This is a genomic window from Thermobaculum terrenum ATCC BAA-798 (assembly GCF_000025005.1).
In the GTDB taxonomy this organism is placed as follows: Bacteria; Chloroflexota; Chloroflexia; order Thermobaculales; family Thermobaculaceae; genus Thermobaculum; species Thermobaculum terrenum.
In genome coordinates this window covers 1,268,789-1,293,385 of record NC_013525.1, presented here as the reverse complement: position 1 = coordinate 1,293,385, position 24,597 = coordinate 1,268,789, and the positions used below count along the sequence as shown (strand labels likewise).

The window sequence follows — 24,597 nt, the reverse complement described above, 5'->3', positions numbered from 1 at the left end:
CGCATCTCCCTAGGAGATGCGGCTCAGCATTTCTTCTCTTACTTGGTTGGCTGCTTGCACCATATTTCTTAATGAAGGTGTTGCTTCTTCCGGCCTCCTAGTCTTCAAACCACAGTCTGGGTTGACCCAGACCTGCTCGGGTCTAAGGACAGTAAGGGTTGCCCTGATGTTGTCTGCCATCTCTTCAACTGTTGGCACTCTGGGGGAGTGCACGTCATATACCCCTGGCCCAACACCTTTATCGTAACCGTGCTGCCTGAACACCTCCAGCATTTCCAGATCTGAGCGGGCGTTCTCTATGTAGAGCACGTCAGCGTCCATATCGGATATGGCTTCTATTATGTCTCCGAATTCGCTGTAACACATATGAGTGTGAATCTGAGTCTCCGGCCTCACCCCGGAAGATGAATATCTAAAGCATTTGACTGCCCAATCTAGATATTCTTTCCATTCCGACTTCCTGAGTGGTAGCCCCTCTCTAATCGCTGGTTCGTCTATCTGAATGATCTTGATACCTGCTGATTCCAGATCCAGTACTTCCTCTCTGATAGCTCTAGCTATCTGCAGGCAGGTTTCGGATCTTGGCTGATCATCGCGTACGAAGGACCAGTTGAGAATTGTGACAGGTCCGGTAAGCATACCTTTGACAGGCTTTTCCGTCAGAGATTGGGCGAATGTTATCCATCTTACCGTCATGGGTGCTGGCCTGTTGACATCCCCATAGATAATAGGAGGCCTAACGTACCTTGACCCGTAGCTCTGTACCCATCCGTGACGTGTAAAAGCAAAACCATCAAGCTGCTCTCCGAAGTACTGGACCATATCGTTTCTCTCGTACTCTCCATGTACGAATACATCTAGGCCCAGATCTTCCTGCAGCTCTATGAGCTCCCTGATCTTGTTCTCGAGATATCCCTCATACTCCTGTTGAGAGATATCACCGTTCTCGAATTTTCTCCTTATCTGTCTTAGTTCAGGAATTTGAGGGAACGAGCCTATGGTCGTAGTGGGTAGTAATGGTAGCGGTAAAGTGTTTCTCTGCGTTTCTATCCTGGATTTATAATCAGGATATCGAGTGTAATCAGATTCCTTTATAGATGTGATCTTCTCTCTCACCTCTGGATTGAATCTTCTTATGGATGCATTCCTCTTTTGGATGACCTCAGCATTTGCCTCTAGCTTGTCCTTTATAGCATCTCTACCAAGGTTGATTCCATCTCGTAGAAGCACTATCTCTTCGAGCTTCTGCTCAGCAAAAGCAAGCCAGGATTTGAGTTCATCGTCGATGTGAGTCTCCAAATTGACGTCGATAGGTACATGTAGGAGCGAGCAGCTGGAAGACACCATAAGCTTGTCACTTCCAACCTCGGTAGCGAGGAATTCAAGCTGCTCTAATTTTGCATGCAGGTCCGTAGTCCAAACATTTCTGCCATCCACCACCCCAGCAACGAGATACTTATCCTGGGGAAATCCCAACTTGCGAATATATTCAAGATTCTGATGACCCCTGACCAAATCCAGCCCGATTGCGCTAACTGGTAGATTTACTACTTGCTGATAGGAATCACCTAAATGACCGAAGTATGTAGAAAGTATTATTTGGATGCTTGTATTCGAAGCTATTCGGTCATATATCCTGCGTATCGCATCTAGCTCTTCCTGGGTACGGTCCTCTACGAGTACAGGCTCATCGAGTTGAATCCACTCTGCTCCAAGATTTGCCAGCTGGTTGATAACTTCTATGTAGATAGGCGTTATCTTGTCAGAAAGAGTGAGTAAGGGATTAAAATGTCCTCCTTCAGACCTGCTCAGTAGCAGATATGTTGCTGGGCCAACTAACACAGGTTTTGTGCTGATACCTATATCCTTGGCAAGCTGGAAGTCGTCATAAAACTTACTGGATGATAATTTGAATTCCTGATCGGGATAAAGTTCAGGGACTATGTAATGGTAATTAGTGTCGAACCACTTGGTCATATCCATAGCATTTGCAGCTTTGTCCCCAGATCTACCCCTAGCCATAGCAAAGTAGGTATCTAAATCGACGCTTTGGGTATCATGTCTAAATCTGGGAGGAATAGTCCCAAGCAGAGCTGTAGTATCGAGTACATGGTCGTAGAGGGAGAAATCTCCGGAAGGTATCAGGTCTATACCTACAGACTTCTGAGTCTGCCAGTTATTTACTTGAATCTCCTTGGCTGTTTTCAACAGATCTTCTTTGGATATCTTGCCAGCCCAATAAGATTCCAGTGCCTTCTTTAACTCTCTGTTCTTACCAATCCTTGGATAACCGTGTATCGTAGCTAGAGCCATGCTTTACTCCTCTATTTCACTTATTTGCTGCTTGAGCTTCAGAACTATTGCTAGCAGTTGGACGCTTGTCTATATCCAGCGCTTCAAAGACCTGTGCACATACATCGTATCTACCAAAAGATGGCATGAGGTAAATGCCTTGTACGAGATGCTGTGCCTGATGAACCAACTCCTGTGCGAGACGTACTCCCTCCTGTAGCCCATTGGAGCCGGCACGCCTCATAGCATCAAGTATATGCTCAGGTACATATATTCCCGGTACCTCGTTATGCATAAACTCCGCGTGCTTATAGCTTTGCAATGGTAGCACACCAAGTATGAAAGGAACCGGGATATTACCCACTCTATCAAGGAACTTTTGAAGATCCTCTACATCATATAGAGGTTGGCTCATAATGAGGTGAGCACCAGCCTCTATCTTTTGCCACATCCTATCGATTTGGAACTCGATGTCCTTGGCTGTCGGATCAACTGCAGCTGCTATACAGAAGCCAGCTTTAGCTCCTATCTGCTTGCCTGCCAGATCAAATCCTTCGTTCATTCTAGAAAGAGCTTTAATTAATCCAACAGAATCTATGTCCCAAACACCTGTTGCATCTGGATAGTCGCCGAGACTAGGGGGGTCACCTGTAAGGGCTATGACATTCCTTATGCCCATAGCATGAGCGCCTATGAGATCGCTCTGTATGGCCATGACGTTCCTGTCTCGGGTAGTGAAATGTATTATCGCCTCGATGGGAGTGGTTTCTTGAATAAGCTTGGCTAGTGCTATACAACTCATTCTGACCCTCGCCATCGGGCTGTCGCCAATATTGATCCACTTGACCCCCTTCTCGGCCAACATTTTCGCCCCTTCAAGAGTTTTGCGAGCACTTAACCCCTTTGGAGGATCTACCTCAACGCTAACTATGAACTCACCCCTCTTGATTGCCTGTGCAAGCTTGGTAGGTTCCGGCTCTCCAGAGGGTATTGCAGTTATATGCGGGGACTTCTGTTCAATGTTAACGGTGACTGTAGTAGCACGATTACCATCCTTGATTGCTGCAGCCATGGCAGATATATGCGCAGGCGTAGTACCACAGCAACCACCTACGATTACCGCACCAGCTGAAACAAATTTCTTTGCATATTCCGCAAAATATTCTGGAGTACTTATGTATACGAAGTGTTGACCTCTACGAGATGGTAACCCAGCATTAGGCTGAGCTGATACTCTATGTGCTCCTGCAGCGATTAATCTCATTACAACGTCTAGCGTGCCTTGTGGCCCGACTGAGCAGTTGACACCAATTACATCTACATCTGAATCTTTCAACGCCCTGACGAAATCCTCGGGGGTATCACCGCCGTGAGTGAGTTCGTCTTCACCAAAAGACATCTGAGCTATGATTGGTAGCTCACATACTTCCTTTGCAACTTCTATTGCAATCAATAGCTCTTCAAGCTCTGAGAAGGTCTCGAACATTATGACATCAGCACCCCCTTCAAGGAGTGCCTCTATCTGCTCACGGAAAGTATCGCCAATTACCCTGTCTGTCAGAGAATTGTATTCGGTTGCGGGCCTGCCTATTGGGCCCACCGAACCCGCAATGAATGCTGGTACTCCGACTATCTCACGGGCCTCTCTAGCTATCTTTACTCCTCTTAGGTTTATATCCCTGACTTTTTTCTCTAGCCCGAATTCCTTTAGCCTGATTCTATTAGCTCCAAAGGTGTTAGTGGTTATGATCTCTGCTCCAGCCCTTAGATAATCTATATGTACACCACTAACAAGGCTTGGATCCACTATATTGAGTTCATCAAAGGATTTACCGTAAGGTACACCCCTCTCGTAGAGCTGCGTACCGATAGCTCCATCCGAAAGTATTGGACCTTTTTCTAGTCGCTCTACAAAAGGATCTTTCATGATTCTTTATCTTACCCTCTCTATGTTATCAGGAGACAGCAACAGGCCCCTTGCGCAATGACAAGGGGCCTGTAATGGTTGTCCCTTATCTTGCGACTTGGTCGCCGGAATTGGCACCTGGCGCTCCTGGGCGCTGGTTGCCGGGCTTCACAGGGCCGTCTCCCTCCACCTCTCTTGATAAGGTTGCTTATATATTCTTTTATTGGAATAAGAATATGTGTTGGACCCCTTACATGTCAAGTCATATTACCCGTGTGATATTATAAGCTAATAAGTAAGAATTAAACTTCCCTGATGGGTTCTACCAAGAATAGGAGGTACCTTAGTGGCTGACAACTTCATGGAGGCCGAAAGACTATTATTTACTAGCGAATCCGTGACACAAGGGCATCCAGATAAAATCTGTGACCAGATTTCTGATGCTGTACTGGATGCTTTCCTTGCAATTGATCCTAATGCACGGGTAGCCTGCGAAGCAGCCGTGACGACTGGTTTGGTGATGGTTTTTGGTGAGATCACTCTGCGTGAGGGTTATGTGGATATACCCTCTATAGTTAGAGATACCGTGAAGGAGATAGGCTACACATCCTCCGAGTACGGCTTTGACTACGAGACTTGTGGAGTTGTGACTTCCATCAAAGAGCAGAGCTCTGATATTGCTATTGGAGTAGATTCCTCGCTCGAGGTGAAGACATCTCATGACGTTGACCCTTATGACCAGTTAGGCGCCGGTGATCAGGGCATGATGATAGGCTTTGCTTGTGACGAGACTCCTGAGCTCATGCCCATGCCTATATATCTGGCACACGCTCTTACAAAGCGCTTGGACTATGTTCGCAAGTCGGGCATAGTGCCCTATTTCAGGCCGGATGGTAAATCTCAGGTAACAGTAGAGTATAGTAAGGGCAGGCCAGTGAGGGTTGATACAGTTGTTGTTTCTATTCAGCATGATCCTGACGTTACCCTCGAGCAGATACGCAAGGATGTGAGGGAGCACGTAGTTGAAGCGGTAATTCCTTCTGAGCTAATAGATAAGGACCTCAAGTTGTATGTGAATCCTACAGGAAGGTTCGTATCTGGTGGCCCGAAAGCAGATGCTGGGCTTACGGGGAGAAAGATAATAGTTGATACCTATGGTGGTATGGCGAGACACGGAGGTGGTGCTTTCTCTGGCAAAGATCCCACCAAGGTAGATAGGTCTGCATCCTATATGGCTAGATATATAGCTAAGAATATAGTAGCTGCTGGACTTGCGCGTAGGTGCGAACTTCAGGTTAGCTACGCTATTGGAGTGGCTCACCCAATATCTATCATGGTTGAGACCTTTGGTACTTGTGCCCCTGGCATTACAGATGCCAAGATAGAGCAGCTTATCAGGGAGCATTTCGATCTCAGGCCCAAGGCTATATTGGATAATCTTAGACTCCAGAGGCCTATTTATAAGCCAACGGCTACTTATGGGCATTTCGGAAGATCAGATATAGATGCACCATGGGAGCAAACTGATAAGGCTGATGCCTTGAGAAGGGCTGCTGGTATAGAATTGGTTGAACAAGGTGTACGTAATTAGTTTTTGTAGGTAGTACGGTTTTGCGCTATGAGAAGATTCATATCTGAAGATGAGCCATTGACTCCAGAAGAAGAGGAAGTTGGACGGCTTCTAGCTGAGAGGTATCCGGACGTGGCTCGTCTGCTATTGGCAGCAGCAGATATAACTCATCTTTCTTATGATCAAAAGAAGAACACGGATTTCCTTATGAAACTCTCGGGTATAGCTGCCGATGTGTTGGTTTCGAATATGCCTGCTGCTGAGGCTAACGAGTACGTACTTCGAAAGATAGAAGTTCTAAAGGCTGAACTACGAGAGAATATGTTTGGGCCTCAGACTGGACCCTGGGCTCAAGGAAAACCACCTAGGATCTAGGATTATCAAATTGGCTAAGGTTTATTTTTTGGGAGCAGGCGCATCGCATGAAGCAGGAGTGCCCTTATCAAATCAAATCTTAGCTGCTGGCTTGCAAATATTAGAAGGCTTGAGCTCTCGACAGATTGTCGAGAGCTCAAGCTACTTAAGTGCACTTTCTGACCAAGATCTAGAATTAATATCAAGCGTATATGATTGGATCGGAAGAGTCTTTCATGGTGGTAAGCTCGATACTTCTCACTTGCCTCCTTTAGACATAATTTGGGGGCTGGCAGATATAGCTATCAGCAGAAAGTCTAAGTTAGTTCCGAAAGACTTTGATATATCTGAAGCGCTAATCAACCTAATTCAGCACGTGGTTGCAGGATGTCGAGTTATCTACGATCAAGAAGGTAAACCCACTTACGATTTCTCCACGAGATATGACAATCCATTTACGAGGTTTGTAGATATTGTGGAGGAAGATGCTATTTTTATAACCACTAACTACGATCTGCTGCTGGAGAGAGCGATAAAAGAAGCTGGCAAGGATTTCTGGTATGGATTGGAGGGCAATATTCCACCCAGTGGTTATTCGGTAATAAAGCTTCACGGGTCCTTTAATTGGAGGTATTGTCCGGAGTGCGATGAGATCTACGTACTAGATAGGAGCCTTCAAGATGATAAACCTATCCATTCACCAAATGCTAGAACTTGCCCCAGAGATGGTAGTGATCTACATGCGGTCATGATCCCGCCAAGCTTGGTACAGATAAATATGATTCGTAGTCTGCAGAATGTATGGAAACTAGCTCATAACGCTATCCGTATGGCCGATGGAATAGCAATTATTGGGTATTCTATGCCTGATGCAGACCTGGAGATAATCTATCTTTTACGCCATGCTATGTGTCTTAATAAGCGTATTAGCAAAGGTGGTATAGAGGTAGTTGATTCTCGCCCTGAGACTATCGATAGGTACAAAGATCTGCTCGGACCTCATCTTATCTCCGAGTACCCTATGAGTTTTGCTGAGTATTTGGAGGTTCGCAGGGAACGAGGTAGCTAGGTAAGCCTTATTGCTAGACCTAACGATTCCATGCCAAGCATTCTAAGGGTTTCATGATCTGCTGGGGGGTTATATAGGCCAGCTCTGGCATCCCTAAAATACCTCTCTAGAGGCAGCTTCTTAGATAATGCACTACCACCAGCAATTCTCATAGCCTTATCCGTTACCTTTACGGCACAGTTGGTACAGGTGTATTTGGTCAAGGCTACATCCCCTGATATTTTGTCTCTGATCGGGATATTCTGAGTCCAGCGTTTTGCTGTCGTTTCTAGCGTTATCTCAGCAATGCGAATATCTGCTGCAATCTCTCCTAAGGCATGTTGCACGTGTTCCAATTCTGCTATGGGCTTGCCCAAAGCACTTGGGATCCTGTTTTTACAAAAGTCGACTATAAACTCTTGAGCTGCTTTAGCTATGCCTAGGTATATAGCGGAAAGGGTCAGTGCGGACCACACTCTTCCACTATTTGCAGGGGCTTGGCTTTCTTTAGGAATTATCAGAAATTCATCTGGGACAAACACCTCTTCCAATAAGAGATCGTGTGAACCCGACGCTCTCATACCTAATGTATTCCAAGTCTCCTCTATAGACAATCCATCGGAATCTCTAGGGACCAAGAAACTAGCTCTTCGATCATCTATGGCTGCTAGCACTATAAAGTAATCTAGGATAGGCGCTCCAGTAACAAAACTCTTCCTGCCACTGAGAACCCATCCATCGTTCTTCTTCTCTGCCCTTGTTTGAGGTAAACCTCCGCGGCTTGGAGAACCCATCTGTGGTTCGGTCGCCGCCGAGTTGATTATTGCTCCTTTTTCAACTATTTCCCTGCAGATGAATTCAAAAAAACTTTCTTCCCAATCTCTGCTCTCAGCCTGCCTACCAATTAGGGACAAGTGCATACCGAGTACCAGAGCGGTACTGGCATCTCCCTTAGCTATCTCTTGTTGAATAGCCACAAGCTGCTCTATGTCAAACCCTAGGCCGCCGTATTCTTGAGGCACTGTGAGTTTATGAAAACCCTTATCCCTGATAACTTGAAAGTTCTTGAATGGGAAAGAGGCTTCTTCATCATGTGTAGCTGCCTTAGATGCAATTTGTGTACGGATCTGACTCGCTACGTTTAGAAGCTTATCAACAGAAGATAGTGTTTCAGTTTGCTGATTTATCATGCCTAATCTCCAACCTTCTATCAGCTAAGTAGCGGCTAGGACTCCAAGCTCTGCAAGCTCGGTACGAAAGTATTCTATGGTACGTGGGAGTCCTTCCGATAACGGAATGCATGGTGCCCAATCTAACAAACGCTTGGCTTTAGATATATCAGGACACCTTCTGTGAGGGTCGTCTCCCACTACAGGTCCCTGGAAGTGTATCTCTGAAGAGCTCCCAGTTAGCTCTATTATCAGCCTTGCATAATCCAGCACTGAATGTTCATCTGGATTTCCCAGGTTAACCACTTCTCCAGATGTTTTTTCAGACTCCATCATGCGTATCATGCCTTCGATTGTGTCATCAATATAGCACAAGGCTCTAGTTTGCCTTCCGTCGCCATAGACTGTGATAGGCCTGTTCAATAGAGCTTGGGTGATAAAGCTAGGAACTATTCTCCCATCGTAGGGATCTGATTTGGGGCCATAGGTATTGAATATTCTCACTATGCGCACATCCACCTGCCTTACCCTGTAAAAGGCCATGCACAGGGCTTCTCCATACCTCTTGCCTTCGTCGTACATGGATCTTGGGCCTGTGCTGCTTACGTTCCCTCTATATTCCTCACTCTGGGGGTGCTCTAGCGGGTCCCCATAAACCTCCGAAGTTGAAGCGTAAAGTAAACGGGCGCCGTGTTTTTCGGCAAGCTCGAGAAGGTGAAGAGTGCCCTCACTATTCACTCTAAGCGTCTCTATCTGGCGAGATTGATATCCTGGAGGACTGGCAGGACTAGCTAGGTGGTATATGCGGTCAACTGGATACTTCGTGTCTGGAACACCTTTTATAACATCGTGTTCTATAAAACAAAACCTGGAGTGTGTTAGTAAGTTAGCTAGGTTCCGTATCCGACCTGTGCTAAGGTTATCTATGCACAGTACCTCGTGTCCTTGATCAACTAGCCTCTCACATAGATTAGAGCCAACAAAGCCAGCTCCGCCAGCAACTAGAATGCGCATAGACTGCTCCCGGATCTGCCTTCCAAAACTTATAAAGCCCGATCAACGTTCGAGATATGATACCCTATTACCGATCGCATTACTAAATTCTGTATTATGATAAACAATAAACTTTGAAATTATTAACTTTTGATAATTACTAATTAGGTCCAATAATTAACCTACGCTCATGCCTAGGTAAGAGGTTCGATGCTTGAAAGAACATCTGACAAGTTGGTTAGAGAAGAATATACTTTACCTCCTATAGTGATAGAGATTGCGAATCTTGAAGGGCCGAGAGGCCTGTTCGGCTTCATTAGGCATTATGGTATTAGCAATAGGTATACCACTAGGGTTATTTACACCACTTTATTCAAACCGTTATTAGATCGAAGTGTTGCATTAGTGTTTCTAATATTGCTTAGTCCACTCTTGTTATTGATAGGACTTGCAATTTATCTTGACAGTGGAAGGCCAATCATACTGTCACAAGATAGGGTAGGAAGAGGAGGATCAGTAATCAAGATATACAAGTTCCGGACAATGCTCCAACCTGAAAAGTGGTCCGATGTTGGATATGACCCTGATTCTATGCCTCACAAGATGAGGGACGATCCAAGGGTTACCAAAGTTGGGCGCATACTAAGAAAAACCAGCTTGGATGAAATCCCTCAATTGCTCAATGTCTTAAAGGGCGATATGAGCTTGGTTGGCCCTAGGCCGGAACTACCAGAGATAGTTGAGCGTTATCAAGATTGGCAACACTCTAGGCATTTAGTAAAACCTGGAATAACTGGTTGGTGGCAAGTTATGGGTAGAAGTGAGCTGCCCATGCATGAGAATACTGACCTTGATATTTATTATGTACTTCATCAGAGTCTAAAGTTAGACGTTGAGATATTGCTAAGGACTATTTTGGTGGTGTTTTCAGGTAAGGGCGCTTTTTAGAGTTTAGTCTAAGGGTGAAGCTATGAGTGAATCTCCAAGATGGGTATCTCCCAGACAGGAACCTGCGATTGGCCTGGGAGAGTATTTGTGGATGCTAATTAGGAACTGGTGGATACTGCTTGTTATAGCTGCGCTTCTTTCTGCTGCAGGCTATACTTGGGCTACTTATCAGTATCCCTCTTATTCGGCAAGTGCAGTCCTGATGGTTAACCCCAGTTCGACCCCGGGACAGATAGATCCTCGTTACCTTCAAGTCGCCAACTCAATGATTGGCACATATCAGGAGATCATTACATCCCAACCTGTGCTTTCTAACGTCGCCAAAGAGATAGGATGGAAAGGGAGGATATCGGCGCTCAAGGATCATTTTGATGCTAAGAATCCTATAAATACTCAGCTATTAGAAATAAATGCAACTTTTAACGATCCACAGACTAGTGTCAAAGCTTTGAATGCGCTTATACAGGGTTTTTACTCGTGGTACAGCCAAAGACTACGGGCTGATATACAGTCTGACCTGCAACAGCTTAATCGTGAGATAGCACAGGCCTCTGCACAGGTAGATGATGCCAGAGCTGTATATAGGGAGGCTCTTAGGTCGGCTGATAGTTCCACACCAGCTGGTAGGCAAGAAGTTAGACAGGCGCAACTTGCGCTAGCTCAAGCCAACAATACTTATCAGGGATTGCTCCAGCAGAGGCGTGATTTACAGGTTCAAATTCTGTCTCCAGATCTGGGTATCACTACCATCATACCTGCTCATCTCTCCGGTTCTCCTTCAAGGAGCTCCAAGATTCTAAACACCCTCGCCGGGCTCCTTATTGGCCTGGGATTGGGTAGTGTCCTGTCTGTAGTCAAGGAAAGGGCCAGGCGTAGAGTATTCTCTAAGTCTCAAGTTGAGCAATACCTTGGAGTTCAAGTTTTGGGGGATGTTAAACTGAGTAGGTTCCGAAGGCTGGATGTAGAAAGTCTATCCAGGACACCGAGTGTTAGATTGATCGCTGCCAAGATCAGGCGTGATTTACTAGGCTCTGAGGATCGTGTAGGTACTGTATCCACTACTGAAGACACAGACCAACAAGTCAAAGTCGCAGCAGCAATCGCTAAGGCTATGTCCTATACTGCCAGCCGTGTGCTATTAGTAGAGTGCGCAACAAAGAAACCCGCTCTAACTAAGGTCTTCGATCAGGATAATGATAAGCATCTTCGAGTAGGAGATTCCTCCCCTGCGGTTGTATCCTCTATTGAAAATCTTGACCTTATGCTTGTACCTCCTGCTTCCAACTCTCGGGATTTTTCCGACCTGGCTTTACACAACCTGATAAGTGACACTAAGGATGTTGCCAGCTTTGCGTTACTTTATATTGCTGATCCAATAAACAACACTAACTCTGATCTTCTTGCTGGTAATAAGGTAGACTGTTGTGTAATAGTTACACAGCGCAACAAGACTCTTTTATCTAAGTTGGAAGAAACCGCAAGGTACTTAGACATAATGGGATGTTACGTGGCTGGTATCGTACTGGTAAGGGAAACACTTTTGTGAGATGTTGGTGATGCATGGTTATACCACAAGATGCCACAGAGCTCGCTAACCGCCAGCAAGATCACAAATACTTGCGGTTTTTGTTCTGGATTGAATCTGTAGTATCAGTAGTAGGTTTATTAATTGTCACAGATCCCAGGCTAAGAGGATGGTCCGGATTAGCCCAAACCGTTAGTAGTGGTAGTTCTGCGCCTGATCCTAGTCATAATCTATTGTTTGCCACTTACATGCTAGTTCTTCTTTTTTCTCTAATACACTACAAGCAGATATTGAGAGTTACGAGGAAAGCTCTACCTCTGTTAGTCCTTGTTGGCGTAGCGTTTTTGTCCGTCCAGTGGTCAATTCAACCCTCAGCTACAAAATCAGCTGCTCTCTGGCTGGCTGGTACTACCCTGTTTGGGATTTATCTGGGATCTCGTTTCACTCCCCGCCAGCAAATTAATATCTTGTGTGTGGTTGTCATCTGTGCTGCTGTTCTTAGCATAGTCGCCGTAAGGTTCTTTCCAGATATCGCCATTGGAACTGGCTCTTTCGCTGGTGATTGGCAGGGCATATATCTACACAAGAACAGGCTGGGGAGAGTCATGTCGCTTGGAGTTATGTTATTTGCCATTAGAATCGGTCGTTATAATGCAAGAGATCTGCTTTATCTAGCTGGCTTACTTTTGTGTGCTTTCTTGCTTGTCAAGTCTGATTCCTCTTCTGGACTAGTCGTTGCGCTAGCCGTTATTCTGACTAGATTAGGATTGGATTTCTTGTCCATGGATAGAGCACTCTACAAATCCTTGCTTATTTCTGCTTCCATAACTGCTGCTGGGCTGATTTTAGCTGTATTAGCTAATCCTTCTGAAGCTGCTGCATTGGTAGGAAGAACCGGAACACTTACAGGTCGCACTACTTTATGGGCTTATTTAATGAATTTTGTTCAAGACAGGTTTTGGAACGGCTATGGATTTGAAGCTTTCTGGAGTAAGGGTAGTGCTACTCTTGAGGTAGTGCAAAGGTCTGTATATTGGGCACCTACCCATGCTCATAATGGTGTGCTAGAAGTGCTGCTTGACTTAGGATTGATAGGACTGATTTTACTAGGTACGGTGTGGGCAATAACCTTCATAAGAGCTGTAAGGCTAGCACTAACCGGGAATAGTATGGAAGATCGGTGGCCTCTGATGTACGTAATCTTTTACACTCTTTGGATAATACCGGAAGCAGCTGCTCTAGGATCCGCACAGATAAATTTCGTTCTCCTAGTCGCGGTTTTCTCGTGTTTGATAATTCGAGGACCTGAACGCGTAAGATATTTTGCGGATGATCGATTAGGTCAATACATCGGCCTAACATCTGTAGAAAGATAATAAGTGAAAAGCTTTCAAGATGAGGGCTATGTCTTTGGTTATAGAGAAAAATCTATGGCATAAGATGCTATCTATATACAAAAGTTATATTCTAGGGAAGAATGCGCTTGGTCTTATCGACCAAGCTTTGATATCTGCAGGCAATTTTACTGTAATGGTCTTGCTGGCCAGGCAGCTGCATCCACATGACTTTGGAGTATTTACCCTTATTTACACTGCCTTACTCTTAGCTAATAACATTCAGACTGGTCTTATAACTCAAGCTCATAATGTGCTTGCTGTCACTAAGAAGGGTAGAGAATACAATATATATACAACTACTACTGCCGTCTTTCAGCTTGCTTTTATACTGCTTGCAGTATTGCTAGGTATCATAGCCTTAGCTTTATCTAGCATATTTTCTCCTGGAATAAATGCGCTAGTATTATCTACAATTTGCGCTTTAGTGGCTTGGCAGGCGCAAGAATTTGTAAGACGCATACTGTATACGGAAGACAGGCTGTGTGGGGTACTACTTAATGACTTTGTGAGCTATGGGGGCCAGATTGTATTGTTGGTGCTGCTGTGGCTAACAAGCAGCTTGACCAGCGTTACAGCTTTGTACTCTCTGGCAGTTACGTCTGCAGCTGCGTCCGTGTTAGGAGCTTTGCAGATACGGCATGCAATATGTTCTGAAATAAGCTCTGCTATAGTTAGGGAGATATGGGACTACGGTAAATGGGTGGCAGCCGGTAGAATTGGCTACTGGATGTCAGTGCAGATATATGTTTACATAACTGCTGTGCTTGTAGGGCCTTTTGCAGCAGGAGTTATAAAGGCTGTACAGGTCATACTTGGTCCATTAAATGTCCCGCTCATATTTCTTGATACTATACTTCCTATCAGGTTTAGCAGGGCACTTGATACACAAGGTATTGCAGGCTTCAAACGTCAGATAAAGTTGTCTTTTGCCGCTACATCACCATTGCTAATCATGTACTGCAGCTTAGTGGCTATATTCTCAACTGAAATTCTTCGACTTGTATATGGACCTAAGTATGAACAGTATGGCCTAACTCTCGCGCTTTTTGCCTTGTACTATTTTGTTACCTATATCGGCAGAATAATATCTTCTGGATTGCGAGCTATTAGAGAGACAAAGTCCTTCTTTACGATATTTGTTTCTTCCACCATCATGGCACTGATCCCTGGGATTCTTCTGGTCCTGAGCCTAAAGGTAAATGGAGCAATCTTGGCAATGAACCTAGGCTATTCTCTTGTGGACTTGTTCTGGTTCAGGAAGCTAGTAAATGCTATGCGCTCGCATACATTAATACAAGCATAATCACTAAGATTACCAGGTTTAGGTATCCATAGTGATGCATCATAGGCATAGCAAGGGATGTAATCAGTAGCTTAGATCTAGCGTCTAGTTTTTCTTTCCATTCATCATCGGGCTTTATCTCGACCTCCCCAGTGCTGAATCTGCTCGGATTACCTGACACAGTATGGGTCGGAGACAATTTAACAGTGTTTTGGTCTACAAAAGGTGTGTTCTCTTGAGTGCTCACTCCTACCATGTCAAGTATATGCTCAGTAGTGCCCTTAGGGTCTTGTACGAAATCTTCATATCTTAATAAGATATATTTCTCTGGACCGTTCTTCTTCCAAAGAGCCTCTATGGTCGAGTTCCACAGAAGCCAAAAGAAAGTGCTTTCTATAGGGCTATGTCCTCTCATGTATTTGTTGCTTCCCCGGTCTTTCATTTCTTTCTTTCTAATCCACGAATAGGCTACGGCCCTTGGGTCTCTGACCATATGAACTACATAGAGATCTATATTAGGGATGCTATCCAGGATGTAGCCGTATGTAGGAAACTTGGATGAGTCCACTATGACTTGTGATTCCGACCTCTTTTTTACTTCTTGGTACAAGGAAGCTAACGTATACCTATAGGTATCCATTCTTGATATAAGCCTATTACCCGCTCCTGGAAGTACCAACATAGGGATATGCCTGGATCTTAGCCCGTTTTCGGTCCAGTACGCCATATACTCTATCTTGGCCTGATCATTACCTACTACCGGATCTAAAACGTTTCGCCAGAAGGTGCATTCTCGAAGAGGTGTCCCACAACCACAAAGTCTGTTCTCTAAGAGACCTCTTTGCCAGATGTATCTTATCTCCCCAGTAGAGAGTAAGCCACTATACTGTCCTAGTATGTTGTCCAGGATGGTCGTGCCACTTCTTCCCCATCCAGCAATGTATAGTACTTTGATTTGATCAGACATTCACTCCCGCTCAATTCGTTATTATATTTACTTTTTATGATAACTGCCCATCGCTTTATAATGGAAGTGTTATGGTCTCTTCGGGAGGAAGTTGATATAGCTAACTCGAATCAAAGATTTCATAAACCATTTTTTGTTGAATACTGTTTGGTAATTTATACCTATTTGGTGACTTCTGGAGCCTTTATACCTCTGTTTTATTCAATGAGGCATCCAAGCGCTGATTTCATAAGTATTGTGTATTCCATGATTCCTTTCTTCTATGTATCCTATGTTGCAACTTTGATCCTAATGATACTCCGAGTAAAATTGATCCTTTCAAAAATACGGCATGTGTGGCCGATATCGATGTTCTTAATTTGGAGTTGTATATCTCTTCTTTGGGCAGTTGATCCCTCTGTTACCCTGACTAAGCTGATTATTCTTTTGGGGGCTACTGTAGTAGGTATATATATCGGATCCGTATTTAATCAAAGAGAACAGATAAATTTACTATTCATCACCTTGATGATAGCTTTAGCATGTAGCGTAGTATTTGTTTTGATTAGCCCTGAGTACGGAATTATGACTGGTTATCATGCTGGAAACTGGAGGGGCGTGTTTTATCATAAGAATACATTTGGGAAACTTGTTGTATTGTTTGCTGTGCTAGGAGCTATATTAATCTGCCAAGCAGAAACCTTGAGAAAGAGACTTGCTCTAACGATAGCGTTGATTTCCTCAGCGCTATTGGTTTGGTTATCTGACTCTGCTGTCTCGAAAGTAATAACTATTGCAATGCTATTCTTATTCATCCTTTTGATGTTCCAAATCAAAAACAAACAAGTATTAGTTCCTATATGGTCTAGTGCTACGGCTTTAGTGCTAGGGATGGGTTTACTCCTGGCTGGCAACCTACATGTTGTGTTCGCGGCACTTGGTAGATCTCCTAACCTTACTGGCAGAGTCCCTTTGTGGGAAGCGCTTATACCGATGATACAAAGTAGGCTGTGGTTAGGATATGGTTACGGTAGCTTCTGGTTAGGTAATAGATGGCCTTCTAGCGCTATATGGAATCAGATTGGTTGGTACCCTTTCCATGCCCATAACGGCTTTTTGGAAATACTAATTGATTTAGGCTTAGTTGGATTAGCATTCTTTTTGATTAGCTATTCAATTATCTCTCTAACTGCGGTTCGTAGACTTTTTGTAGTTAGGTACATTGGTCATATATATCGTCTCTGGCCCTTGTTGTACTTATGCTTTCTATTTCTTGCTAACCTAACCGAATCCACGCTTATTTGGTATTATCCTTTCTATTGGATTTTGTATGTTGCTCTTTTCCTAACCAAAGACTAAAAGAGGTAAGTTATCTATGTCTTCTGGCTACGCTACTAGGTTTCAAACTGAAGAGGCTGTTAAGGAATACGAACAAGTTGAGTATTCGCCCAATAGCTATTCTGCAAAAATATGGTCTTTACAAAAGCCTATAGTACTAAGGTTGATCGAGGATTTTGCCTCTACTAGGAAAGAGTCAAGATTGCTAGATTTTGCTTGTGGTACCGGAAGAATCCTATCTACAGTTGAGCCGCTGGTAAGTGAGAGTGTAGGACTGGATATATCGCCCTCGATGATTAAGATAGCTGCTTCCAAGTGTAAAAGATCAGAGCTTATAGTTGGAGATATCCTACAAAATCCAGATTTGGTGGACGACCAATTTGATATCATTACCTGCTTTCGATTCCTTCTCAACGCTGAATCTCAAACAAGGATCGATGTCCTTAGGGTTTTGCGATCAAAACTTGTCTCGCGCAATGGTATTCTAGTTGCCAATGTACATGGTAATTCTTGGTCTGCTAGACATCTGGCGCTACTCTACAGGAAGTGGGTGAAAGGAGAAATTCATAACGAGATGTCTCCTCCTGAAATCACTAGAATGTTCCATGCAGCTGGTTTCAAGATAGTTAGGTACTATGGGTTTGGAATAATACCTCCGACTTTATATCGAACCCCGCTTGCTCCAATGGCTTTCAAGGTAGATTCGATAGCGAGAGACATACATATACTTAGGTCTATATCGGTAGATCTGCTATATGTCTGTGTTCCTGCATAACCTACTAAAGCATATCATCCAGGAGGTATATCTCTGTGGACGCTAGATCATCCTCCTGGAGGTATCTATTGCACCCACAAATTAGGCTTCTTCCTGTGTATATCCCCATGGGTCTTTACCCGTTTCTCTCTTCCGATATTCATCCTGACGGTGATACAGTCATCAAAATTGGTAAATCATCTCTCTGTATCGATGGTCATGCTCATAATGATGTCTTAAGGTCTGCAGTGATCCTAAATCCGAATAGATCTGATTGGGATTATGTTCGTAGGCGGGGATTCAAATTTATTAGAACCTATGGGGTGTTCCCAAATATTAGAGATGCCAGATGGTATATTCCTCTCGATAATCCCCTAGTCACTTTCAGGGCATGGGATATATACAAGCCCTTTGCTCTGAAAGGCAAGGTCTATAAGTGGGTATGCAGGTCTTTATCTCTCGCAAAATTGTCTAAGCACTTTGGTGACACTCTGCTTATAGCTCAGGACGAAGTACCAATCTTGACCGAGATAGCTTCTAAATATGTGGAAATCGATCCTGCCAAACACTTTATCACACTATCGTCTGGTACACCTGGGCCATCCAGGAAAGTAACGGCATGCCTAACAGATGGAGCTGGATACCCGATAGTTTTTGTTAAGCTTGGCGACACGGGTAGAGCCATAGCTTCATTGCAACACGAGTTCGATATGATGAATTATGTTGGTTGTCGAGGATATGAGTCTTTTGAGATACCCTTTGTTCTGGGATATGAAGCGGGTGAAGCATTTACTTACATAATAACCAGGCCTATTGGTAACCTCAGGCCATCTGGCTATACCCTCTTACCTTTACACATAAACTTCCTGAAGGAGACTTATGAATCTTCTGCTGGACAACATTTAGTGGATGATCTTGTGTACGAGCTTGCGTCCAGACACGATGATATCAGAGACTCATTGCCTCAAGAATTTAATGCCGCTTTAGCTGAATCTATCGTGTACATCGAAGACGCGATTCTCCAGAAAGGTATACATACCCAGCTGTCCCATGGGGATTTTGCTCCGTGGAACGTATACCTCACTCCAAAGCGATTAGTTCTTCTTGATTGGGAAAGCGGAAAGATTTCTCAGTTTCCACTTGCTGACGCATTTCACTTTGTCATGCAAGTAGACTTATTAGTAAAAAATATGTCTGGAGAATCTAGTGCTGCTCGGAGCCTTGCTGAGGGGCAACGTGTGGCTAAGCTGATTGGCGCCGATCTTTCTTACAGACAGATAGTAGGACTTTATATGGCATATCTTGTAGACGTAATTTTGAGGTGGTTTGAAGATAGATCAGGGCAAGATAGCTATGACCTGGATGCCCTACAACGAGGTCGATTGCAAGCTTTGCTTGCAGCATCTCACCTCTATAGTGATGCTCGATCGGGAATTACGAGATAATGCGTATCTTGGTAGTACATAACTACTATAAGCAACCTGGTGGAGAGGACCAGGTATTTAGATCGGAAGTCGAGCTGCTACGAAGTAGGGGGCATGAGGTCTTTACTCTAGAGGCAACTAACGATGAGATCCCAGATGAGCCCTCCATAAAGGATTCTTTGACCATAGCACGTGACACAGTTTGGTCATCTAAGGGATATAGATTAGTATACGAAGCTGTAACTAGGAACAGCATCGATATAGTGCACTTTCACAACACATTCACTAGAGTCTCTCCAGCAGCTTACTGGGCAGCGAAGAGAGCGGGTGCTCGAGTAGTTCAAACATTACATAACTATAGATTATTTTGCCTCAATGCACAGTTCTATAGGGATCATAGAGTTTGCGAAGACTGCCTGCACAAACCAGTTCCCTGGCCTGGAGTATTACATAAGTGTTACAGGCAGAGTAGACTGGGAAGTACGACTGTAGCGGTAATGCTTACCCTTCATAGAAGTTTGCGCACCTTTTCTACCTACGTGGATGCCTATATAGCACTTACCGAATTCGCACGGTTAAAGGTGATCGAGGGCGGATTATCCCCCCAAAAGGTGTATGTAAAACCCAACTTCTTGCTAGATGACCCGGGTAAGGGCTCACATCTAGGTGGATACGCTCTGTTTGTAGGTAGATTATCTGAGGAGAAGGGAGTATCGGTCTTATTAGAAGCATGGCATCTTCTTGACCTTAACTTACCGTTAAGAATTGTTGGTGATGGCCCGTTGATCGAGAAAGTTGCAACTGCAGCTCAGCATGATAGACGCATTGAGTACTTGGGTAGATTGGCTCAGGACGAAGTAAGGCATCAAATGCGAGAGGCGACCCTATTGATTGTCCCTTCTGTATGGTACGAAGCTTTCCCAATGGTAATCGTGGAGGCCTATGCTTGCGGATTGCCAGTAGTAGGTAGTAAGATTGGCAGTCTTGATTCTCTAATTGAAGACGACATTCAGGGCATAAAATATCCCCCTGGGAACCCTGAGTCCTTAGCAGAGAGTATAAATTATTTAGTATCTCGTCCTAACAAACTGGCAGAGATGAGCGTCAATGCAAGGAGAACTTACGAAGATAATTATAATGCCGATGCTAACTATAATTCTCTGATGCATATCTATAGTGAAGTTTTATCGAAATAAAGCTTCATTATGTACTTGGGCACTATTCTTGATAAGTAAAATATATTGGCTTCTATGAGTTGTTAGGAGGTTGACGCTTGAGCAAGATATTAGTAACCGGAGCTGGAGGCTTTATAGGTCACCATCTAGTCAAAAGCCTCAAGGAGCAAGGCCACTGGGTTAGAGGAGTAGATATAAAGCATCCAGAATATGAACCATCGCCTGCAGATGAGTTCTTAATCCTGGATCTAAGACGTTGGGAAAACTGCCTTACGGCTACCAAGGATGTAGAATATGTCTACAACTTGTCTGCGGATATGGGAGGGATGGGTTTTATCTCCTCCAACCATGCAAGGATTCTCCATAACAACATCCTGATTAGCACCCACATGATAGAGGCTTCTAGGGTAAATGGAGTTGATAGATATCTCTTCACATCCTCTGCTTGTGTTTATCCTGAGTATAGGCAGCAGGAAGCTAATATCGCTCCTTTGAAGGAGGAGGATGCTTATCCTGCGGATCCTCAAGATGCCTATGGTTGGGAAAAGTTAGTATCGGAGCGTTTGTGCATACACTACCACGACGAGTACGGCTTCAACACAAGGATAGTGCGATTCCATAACATATACGGACCTCTAGGGACATGGGATGGTGGCCGAGAGAAAGCCCCCGCAGCAATATGCAGAAAGGTCGCTATAGCTAAGCTTACTGGTAACCCTGAGGTCGAGATATGGGGGGATGGTGAACAGACCAGGAGCTTTTGCTATATAGACGATTGTATAGTAGGTATGCAAAAGATAATGATGAGTGATTATCATCTCCCCCTCAATTTAGGCACAGATAGGTTAGTGACTATCAATCAGCTTGTGGACATAGTAGCCGATATAGCTGGAATAAAGGTGATCAAGAAGCACGTGCCTGGTCCTCAAGGGGTAAGAGGTAGAAACTCCGACAATACCCGTATAAGGCAAGTTCTAGGCTGGGAGCCTCAGATATCTCTGGAAGAGGGGCTAAGGCGTACCTATGAGTGGATTGAGGATCAAGTCAGGCAGAAGCTTGCTAGAGAAAGTAGCAAAGTATCAGTGAGTTCTTAGGATCTGCAAGTTGAGAAATCTTCCGACCTATAAAGGACGCCTTAACATATTAGGGGTAGGTATAAGTTCTATAGATATGAAAGGAGCCTTATCCAGGATAGATACATGGATAAGGCTCCGGGACAGGCAGTATGTGTGTGTTACTGGTGTACATGGCGTTATGGAAAGCCAAATCAATCCCAGGTTGAAAAAAATACATAACCATGCTGGGCTAGTTACTCCAGATGGCATGCCGCTAGTGTGGCTAAATAAACTTGCGGGTAACAAATGGGTAACTAGAGTATACGGTCCAGATCTTATGCTTGCCGTTTTTTCTCAAGGAATAGAAAGGGGCTACAAGCACTTTCTATACGGGGGAGGCCCGGGTGTTGCAGAAAAGCTAGCGAAGTCCCTTCAGGAGAAGTTCCCCGGAGCCCAAATAGTGGGGTGCTACACTCCTCCTTTTGGCCCTTTGTCTGAAGATGAAGACCAAAAGATAGTTGAGACTATAAATTCAGCTAACCCCGATATAGTTTGGGTTGGCTTAAGCACTCCTAAACAAGAGATGTGGATGTACGACCACCGCGATAAACTCGATGCTCCTGTTCTGATAGGTGTTGGGGCTGCTTTCGACTTTCATGCTGGTCTGAAGGCACAAGCGCCAGAATGGATGAGGCAGGCGGGGCTGGAGTGGCTGTTCAGGCTTGTCACCGAGCCTAGAAGGCTGTGGAAGCGGTATCTAAGAAATAACCCACTTTTTATCTGGAGCATATCTCTTCAGATTCTAGGACTTAGGAAGTATCCGTGTGAATGGTAAGAGCGTGCTTACCATATCCCTGGAAGATATTTCCGTTCTCTTAGATGCTTTCCTCCCTGATTACGATTTCTATGCTCGTAATCCATGTAAGGTAGCTATTGACCTTATAGGTTCATACCTTGTAAGTACAGACCACGAAGGAGTCACGGCAATAAGGATAGTAGAGGTAGAAGCGTATGGGGGAGAGGACGATCCCGCATCCCATGCATTTAGGGGATTGACTAAGAGAAATGCGCCTATGTGGGATAGTCCAGGGAGATCCTATGTCTACTTTACTTATGGTATGCATTACTGCTTCAACGTAGTAACGTCTCCGAAAGGTGTTGCTGGGGCGGTACTGGTTAGGGCTGGTCAGCCGATTCAAGGCGTTGACATAATGACGCGAAGGCGTGGCAGAAGCTTCCTAAGAGATCTCTGTAGTGGTCCTGCTAAGCTTTGTCAAGCTATGGGGATAGACTCGACCTTAAGCAATGTTATCTTGGATACTCCAAGGCTTTGTATACTTATACCTCGAAACAGGAAACAAATAGAGATAGAGCGTAGTGCGAGGATTGGTATACGTAATGGCCTGAATTTGCCCTGGAGATTTTACGAGAAGGATTCGGTGTGGATATCTGCTAAAACTTTAAATCCAGCCTAGTTCTCTATTGTCCACAAGGCTTATTTATATATTCCTCACCTTGCCTGTTGCCTTTATAGGTAGTACCCTTTATCTGGCTACAGAACTTTTTACTCAGCTGTTAGGGGACTTTAGGTGTCTAACATCCGCAGAACTGACAGAATAAGAAGCTTTGCAGGTCCGCTTAGAAATATAGCAAAGCGTGGTGAAACTGCGTCTCCACCTATAGGCTTTGATTTACGTGAGAAAAGGAGGGAGATCAAATACAAGGGTTTGCGGTGGATAGATATCCATAGACCTACCTTAGAAGACATTACTTACCTTGAGCAAGAGTTTGGCTTTCATCCTTTGGCATTGGATGATGTAATGAGTAAAATTCAAAGGCCAAAACTGGATGACTACACTACCTATATCTTCTTGGTGTTGCATTTCCCCATATATGACCCCTCGGAGAGAGTAGCAGTACCTAGTGAAGTTGATTTCTTTATGGGTAAAGACTATGTGGTTTCAGTGCACGATGGTCAGTTGAAGCCGCTTTTGTCGATGTGGGCCAGAGCAGAGGAGGACGAAGAAAGCAGGGAACACTATATGTCTCAAGGTGCAGAAATGCTACTCTATCACATCATAGACAGGCTCACCAACTACTTATTCCCAATGATGACTCGAATAGATCAAAAACTAGACCTGCTTGACGAAAGGATATTCCGGGGCGACCCTAGAAGGGCAGTGCGCGATCTTGCAGACTACAGGCATGATATCATCAGCATTAGGAGGATCATTCGTCCCGATATGTTGGTGATATCTCAACTGGAAAACGGGCGAGCTGCTGTTCTGGCAGAGAGTATGCAGCCTTACTGGGGTGATGTACTCGATCATTTTCAAAAAGTATGGGACATGCTGGGGGAGTTTAGGGAGTTAGTAGAGACATTTGATGATACGTTTAATACCCTGTATAGCTATAGGACGAATGAAACACTTCGTATATTGACGATCATAAGCGTCCTGCTGTTGCCGCTTACTCTCATATCCGGCATCTGGGGCATGAACATACCACTGCCTTTTCAACCCGAGTTTGGAGATAACCCATATTCATTCTTGGCGATAATAGTTCTAATGCTAATTACTGTTCTAGCTCTGATCTTGGCTTTTAGGCGAAAAGGGTTGTGGTAATCTTAGTACCGTACTTCCCACCCACGGACTTTTGTTGTTTTCACCTTTTCTAATAGTCTTTCGATGGCGATTAGCCATAAGCGTCTTGCTGCTATAACTAATATTCCACCGAACAGAATAATCTTTCTGTTTGTGGGCATTGGATCCCAGAAGTACTCTTTTTCTATCCTGTAACTCTCTTTCCAGTCCCAGCGCTTGGGCATTTCTACTTTTAGAGTGCCTAGGTTTCTCCTGGCTATTACTATCGAGTCGTTTTCTAGAGGATTAGGCAACTTCTTGGGATATTGCACCCATATATGATCAAGTGAGCCCTCTATGCTATACGGTATACCCTTGGCCTTTAGTATGCTAGCTAATACCAGCATTCGCCCTTGACAGTCGCCTTTTCCAAGCCTCAATACCTCTTCAGTAGTAGGGAAGTACCAAGGGACTCCATATAGTTCCCAAGGAACGGCATACTTCACATATTCGGTATTCACCTTTTTTTCTATAAAAGTGGGATCATCAGGAAGATCTTTAGCAATAGATGCCACAGCTTGCGTGTCTATATCGGGATTCATGGCGTTGGGGATAGATCTCATTAACATCATCGGATCTGGGTATAGTACCAGCAGCACCCACAGGAAGTAAGCAAAGAAAGCAATAACCCTTCGGTGAATGTAAGATATAACAGGTATCATGGTATGGTTCCTAGTTGTGCGTGTTTACCGAATTATAAACCTACTACCATAAACTTCAACCTGGTCGATCGCCCCAGCCTTCGTTTACATATCCCATGAGATAAAAAATTGCCACAA

The 24,597-nt window shown here is 44.3% G+C and carries 21 protein-coding genes and 1 riboswitch; of the genes, 15 read left to right on the top strand and 6 right to left on the bottom strand.

Translation table 11 applies throughout. The annotated features are described in order from the left end of the window. Positions 1-9 precede the first annotated feature (9 nt). On the bottom strand, positions 10-2,313 hold the full coding sequence (metE, locus tag TTER_RS06040; RefSeq protein ID WP_012875131.1) for a 5-methyltetrahydropteroyltriglutamate--homocysteine S-methyltransferase: 2,304 nt from the start codon (positions 2,311-2,313) through the stop codon (positions 10-12). Between the two features lie 16 nt (positions 2,314-2,329). Further along, complete coding sequence (locus TTER_RS06035; RefSeq protein WP_012875130.1) at positions 2,330-4,219, bottom strand: bifunctional homocysteine S-methyltransferase/methylenetetrahydrofolate reductase; 1,890 nt, start codon at positions 4,217-4,219, stop codon at positions 2,330-2,332. 82 nt (positions 4,220-4,301) lie between these two features. Beyond that, positions 4,302-4,403, bottom strand: a riboswitch (SAM riboswitch). Between the two features lie 141 nt (positions 4,404-4,544). Between TTER_RS06035 and metK the strand changes: the two genes are divergently transcribed. The 3 genes from metK (at position 4,545) to TTER_RS06020 (ending at position 7,191) form a co-directional block, all read left to right on the top strand. Beyond that, positions 4,545-5,789 (top strand): methionine adenosyltransferase, encoded by a 1,245-nt coding sequence (metK, locus tag TTER_RS06030; protein ID WP_012875129.1) that lies wholly within the window; start codon positions 4,545-4,547, stop codon positions 5,787-5,789. Between the two features lie 27 nt (positions 5,790-5,816). After that, positions 5,817-6,143 (top strand): hypothetical protein, encoded by a 327-nt coding sequence (locus tag TTER_RS06025; protein ID WP_012875128.1) that lies wholly within the window; start codon positions 5,817-5,819, stop codon positions 6,141-6,143. A gap of 109 nt (positions 6,144-6,252) precedes the next feature. Then, on the top strand, positions 6,253-7,191 hold the full coding sequence (locus TTER_RS06020) for an SIR2 family protein (RefSeq protein WP_169302638.1): 939 nt from the start codon (positions 6,253-6,255) through the stop codon (positions 7,189-7,191). On the opposite strand, the gene TTER_RS06015 is transcribed toward TTER_RS06020, so the two are convergent. Next, complete coding sequence (locus tag TTER_RS06015; RefSeq protein ID WP_012875126.1) at positions 7,188-8,360, bottom strand: acyl-CoA dehydrogenase family protein; 1,173 nt, start codon at positions 8,358-8,360, stop codon at positions 7,188-7,190. The two genes, TTER_RS06020 and TTER_RS06015, sit on opposite strands and share 4 nt — an antisense overlap. A 24-nt stretch (positions 8,361-8,384) precedes the next feature. Further along, entirely contained in the window at positions 8,385-9,353 is a 969-nt protein-coding gene (locus TTER_RS06010) for a UDP-glucuronic acid decarboxylase family protein (protein WP_012875125.1), read from the bottom strand. 189 nt (positions 9,354-9,542) lie between these two features. Between TTER_RS06010 and TTER_RS06005 the strand changes: the two genes are divergently transcribed. The 4 genes from TTER_RS06005 (at position 9,543) to TTER_RS05990 (ending at position 14,505) form a co-directional block, all read left to right on the top strand. Continuing rightward, on the top strand, positions 9,543-10,280 hold the full coding sequence (locus TTER_RS06005) for a sugar transferase (RefSeq protein WP_012875124.1): 738 nt from the start codon (positions 9,543-9,545) through the stop codon (positions 10,278-10,280). 22 nt (positions 10,281-10,302) lie between these two features. Continuing rightward, complete coding sequence (locus TTER_RS06000; protein WP_012875123.1) at positions 10,303-11,826, top strand: Wzz/FepE/Etk N-terminal domain-containing protein; 1,524 nt, start codon at positions 10,303-10,305, stop codon at positions 11,824-11,826. Positions 11,827-12,410: 584 nt separating this feature from the next. Beyond that, positions 12,411-13,181: an O-antigen ligase family protein gene (locus TTER_RS15770; RefSeq protein ID WP_169302637.1), complete on the top strand. Its 771-nt coding sequence runs from the start codon at positions 12,411-12,413 to the stop codon at positions 13,179-13,181. A gap of 28 nt (positions 13,182-13,209) precedes the next feature. Next, a complete protein-coding gene (locus TTER_RS05990) occupies positions 13,210-14,505 on the top strand; it encodes an MATE family efflux transporter (protein ID WP_041424394.1) in 1,296 nt (431 codons plus the stop codon). Here the strand turns inward: TTER_RS05990 and TTER_RS14685 are convergent. Continuing rightward, the gene (locus TTER_RS14685; RefSeq protein ID WP_012875120.1) at positions 14,474-15,451 is read right to left on the bottom strand and encodes a sulfotransferase family protein; all 978 of its coding nucleotides are present in this window, start codon (positions 15,449-15,451) and stop codon (positions 14,474-14,476) included. The two genes, TTER_RS05990 and TTER_RS14685, sit on opposite strands and share 32 nt — an antisense overlap. 36 nt (positions 15,452-15,487) lie before the next feature. On the opposite strand from TTER_RS14685, the gene TTER_RS16365 reads away from it, so the two are divergent. The 8 genes from TTER_RS16365 (at position 15,488) to TTER_RS05945 (ending at position 23,800) form a co-directional block, all read left to right on the top strand. Then, positions 15,488-16,789: an O-antigen ligase family protein gene (locus TTER_RS16365; RefSeq protein WP_012875119.1), complete on the top strand. Its 1,302-nt coding sequence runs from the start codon at positions 15,488-15,490 to the stop codon at positions 16,787-16,789. A gap of 16 nt (positions 16,790-16,805) precedes the next feature. Further along, positions 16,806-17,543, top strand: coding sequence for a class I SAM-dependent methyltransferase (locus tag TTER_RS05975; protein WP_012875118.1), 738 nt, complete (start codon positions 16,806-16,808; stop codon positions 17,541-17,543). Between the two features lie 35 nt (positions 17,544-17,578). Further along, entirely contained in the window at positions 17,579-18,967 is a 1,389-nt protein-coding gene (locus tag TTER_RS05970; protein WP_041424392.1) for a hypothetical protein, read from the top strand. Then, a complete protein-coding gene (locus TTER_RS05965) occupies positions 18,967-20,142 on the top strand; it encodes a glycosyltransferase family 4 protein (protein WP_012875116.1) in 1,176 nt (391 codons plus the stop codon). Before TTER_RS05970 ends, TTER_RS05965 begins: the two co-directional genes overlap by 1 nt. Positions 20,143-20,219: 77 nt before the next feature. Further along, positions 20,220-21,215, top strand: a complete 996-nt coding sequence (locus tag TTER_RS05960) for an NAD-dependent epimerase/dehydratase family protein (RefSeq protein WP_012875115.1) — start codon at positions 20,220-20,222, stop codon at positions 21,213-21,215. Between the two features lie 10 nt (positions 21,216-21,225). Further along, entirely contained in the window at positions 21,226-22,011 is a 786-nt protein-coding gene (locus tag TTER_RS05955) for a WecB/TagA/CpsF family glycosyltransferase (RefSeq protein ID WP_012875114.1), read from the top strand. Beyond that, positions 22,001-22,651 carry a DNA-3-methyladenine glycosylase gene (locus tag TTER_RS05950; RefSeq protein ID WP_012875113.1) on the top strand — a complete coding sequence of 217 codons (651 nt, stop codon included), beginning with the start codon at positions 22,001-22,003 and terminating at the stop codon, positions 22,649-22,651. Before TTER_RS05955 ends, TTER_RS05950 begins: the two co-directional genes overlap by 11 nt. A 114-nt stretch (positions 22,652-22,765) precedes the next feature. After that, on the top strand, positions 22,766-23,800 hold the full coding sequence (locus TTER_RS05945) for a magnesium transporter CorA family protein (RefSeq protein ID WP_012875112.1): 1,035 nt from the start codon (positions 22,766-22,768) through the stop codon (positions 23,798-23,800). Between the two features lie 2 nt (positions 23,801-23,802). On the opposite strand, the gene TTER_RS05940 is transcribed toward TTER_RS05945, so the two are convergent. Then, complete coding sequence (locus TTER_RS05940; protein ID WP_012875111.1) at positions 23,803-24,480, bottom strand: transglutaminase-like domain-containing protein; 678 nt, start codon at positions 24,478-24,480, stop codon at positions 23,803-23,805. Between the last annotated feature and the right edge of the window lie 117 nt (positions 24,481-24,597).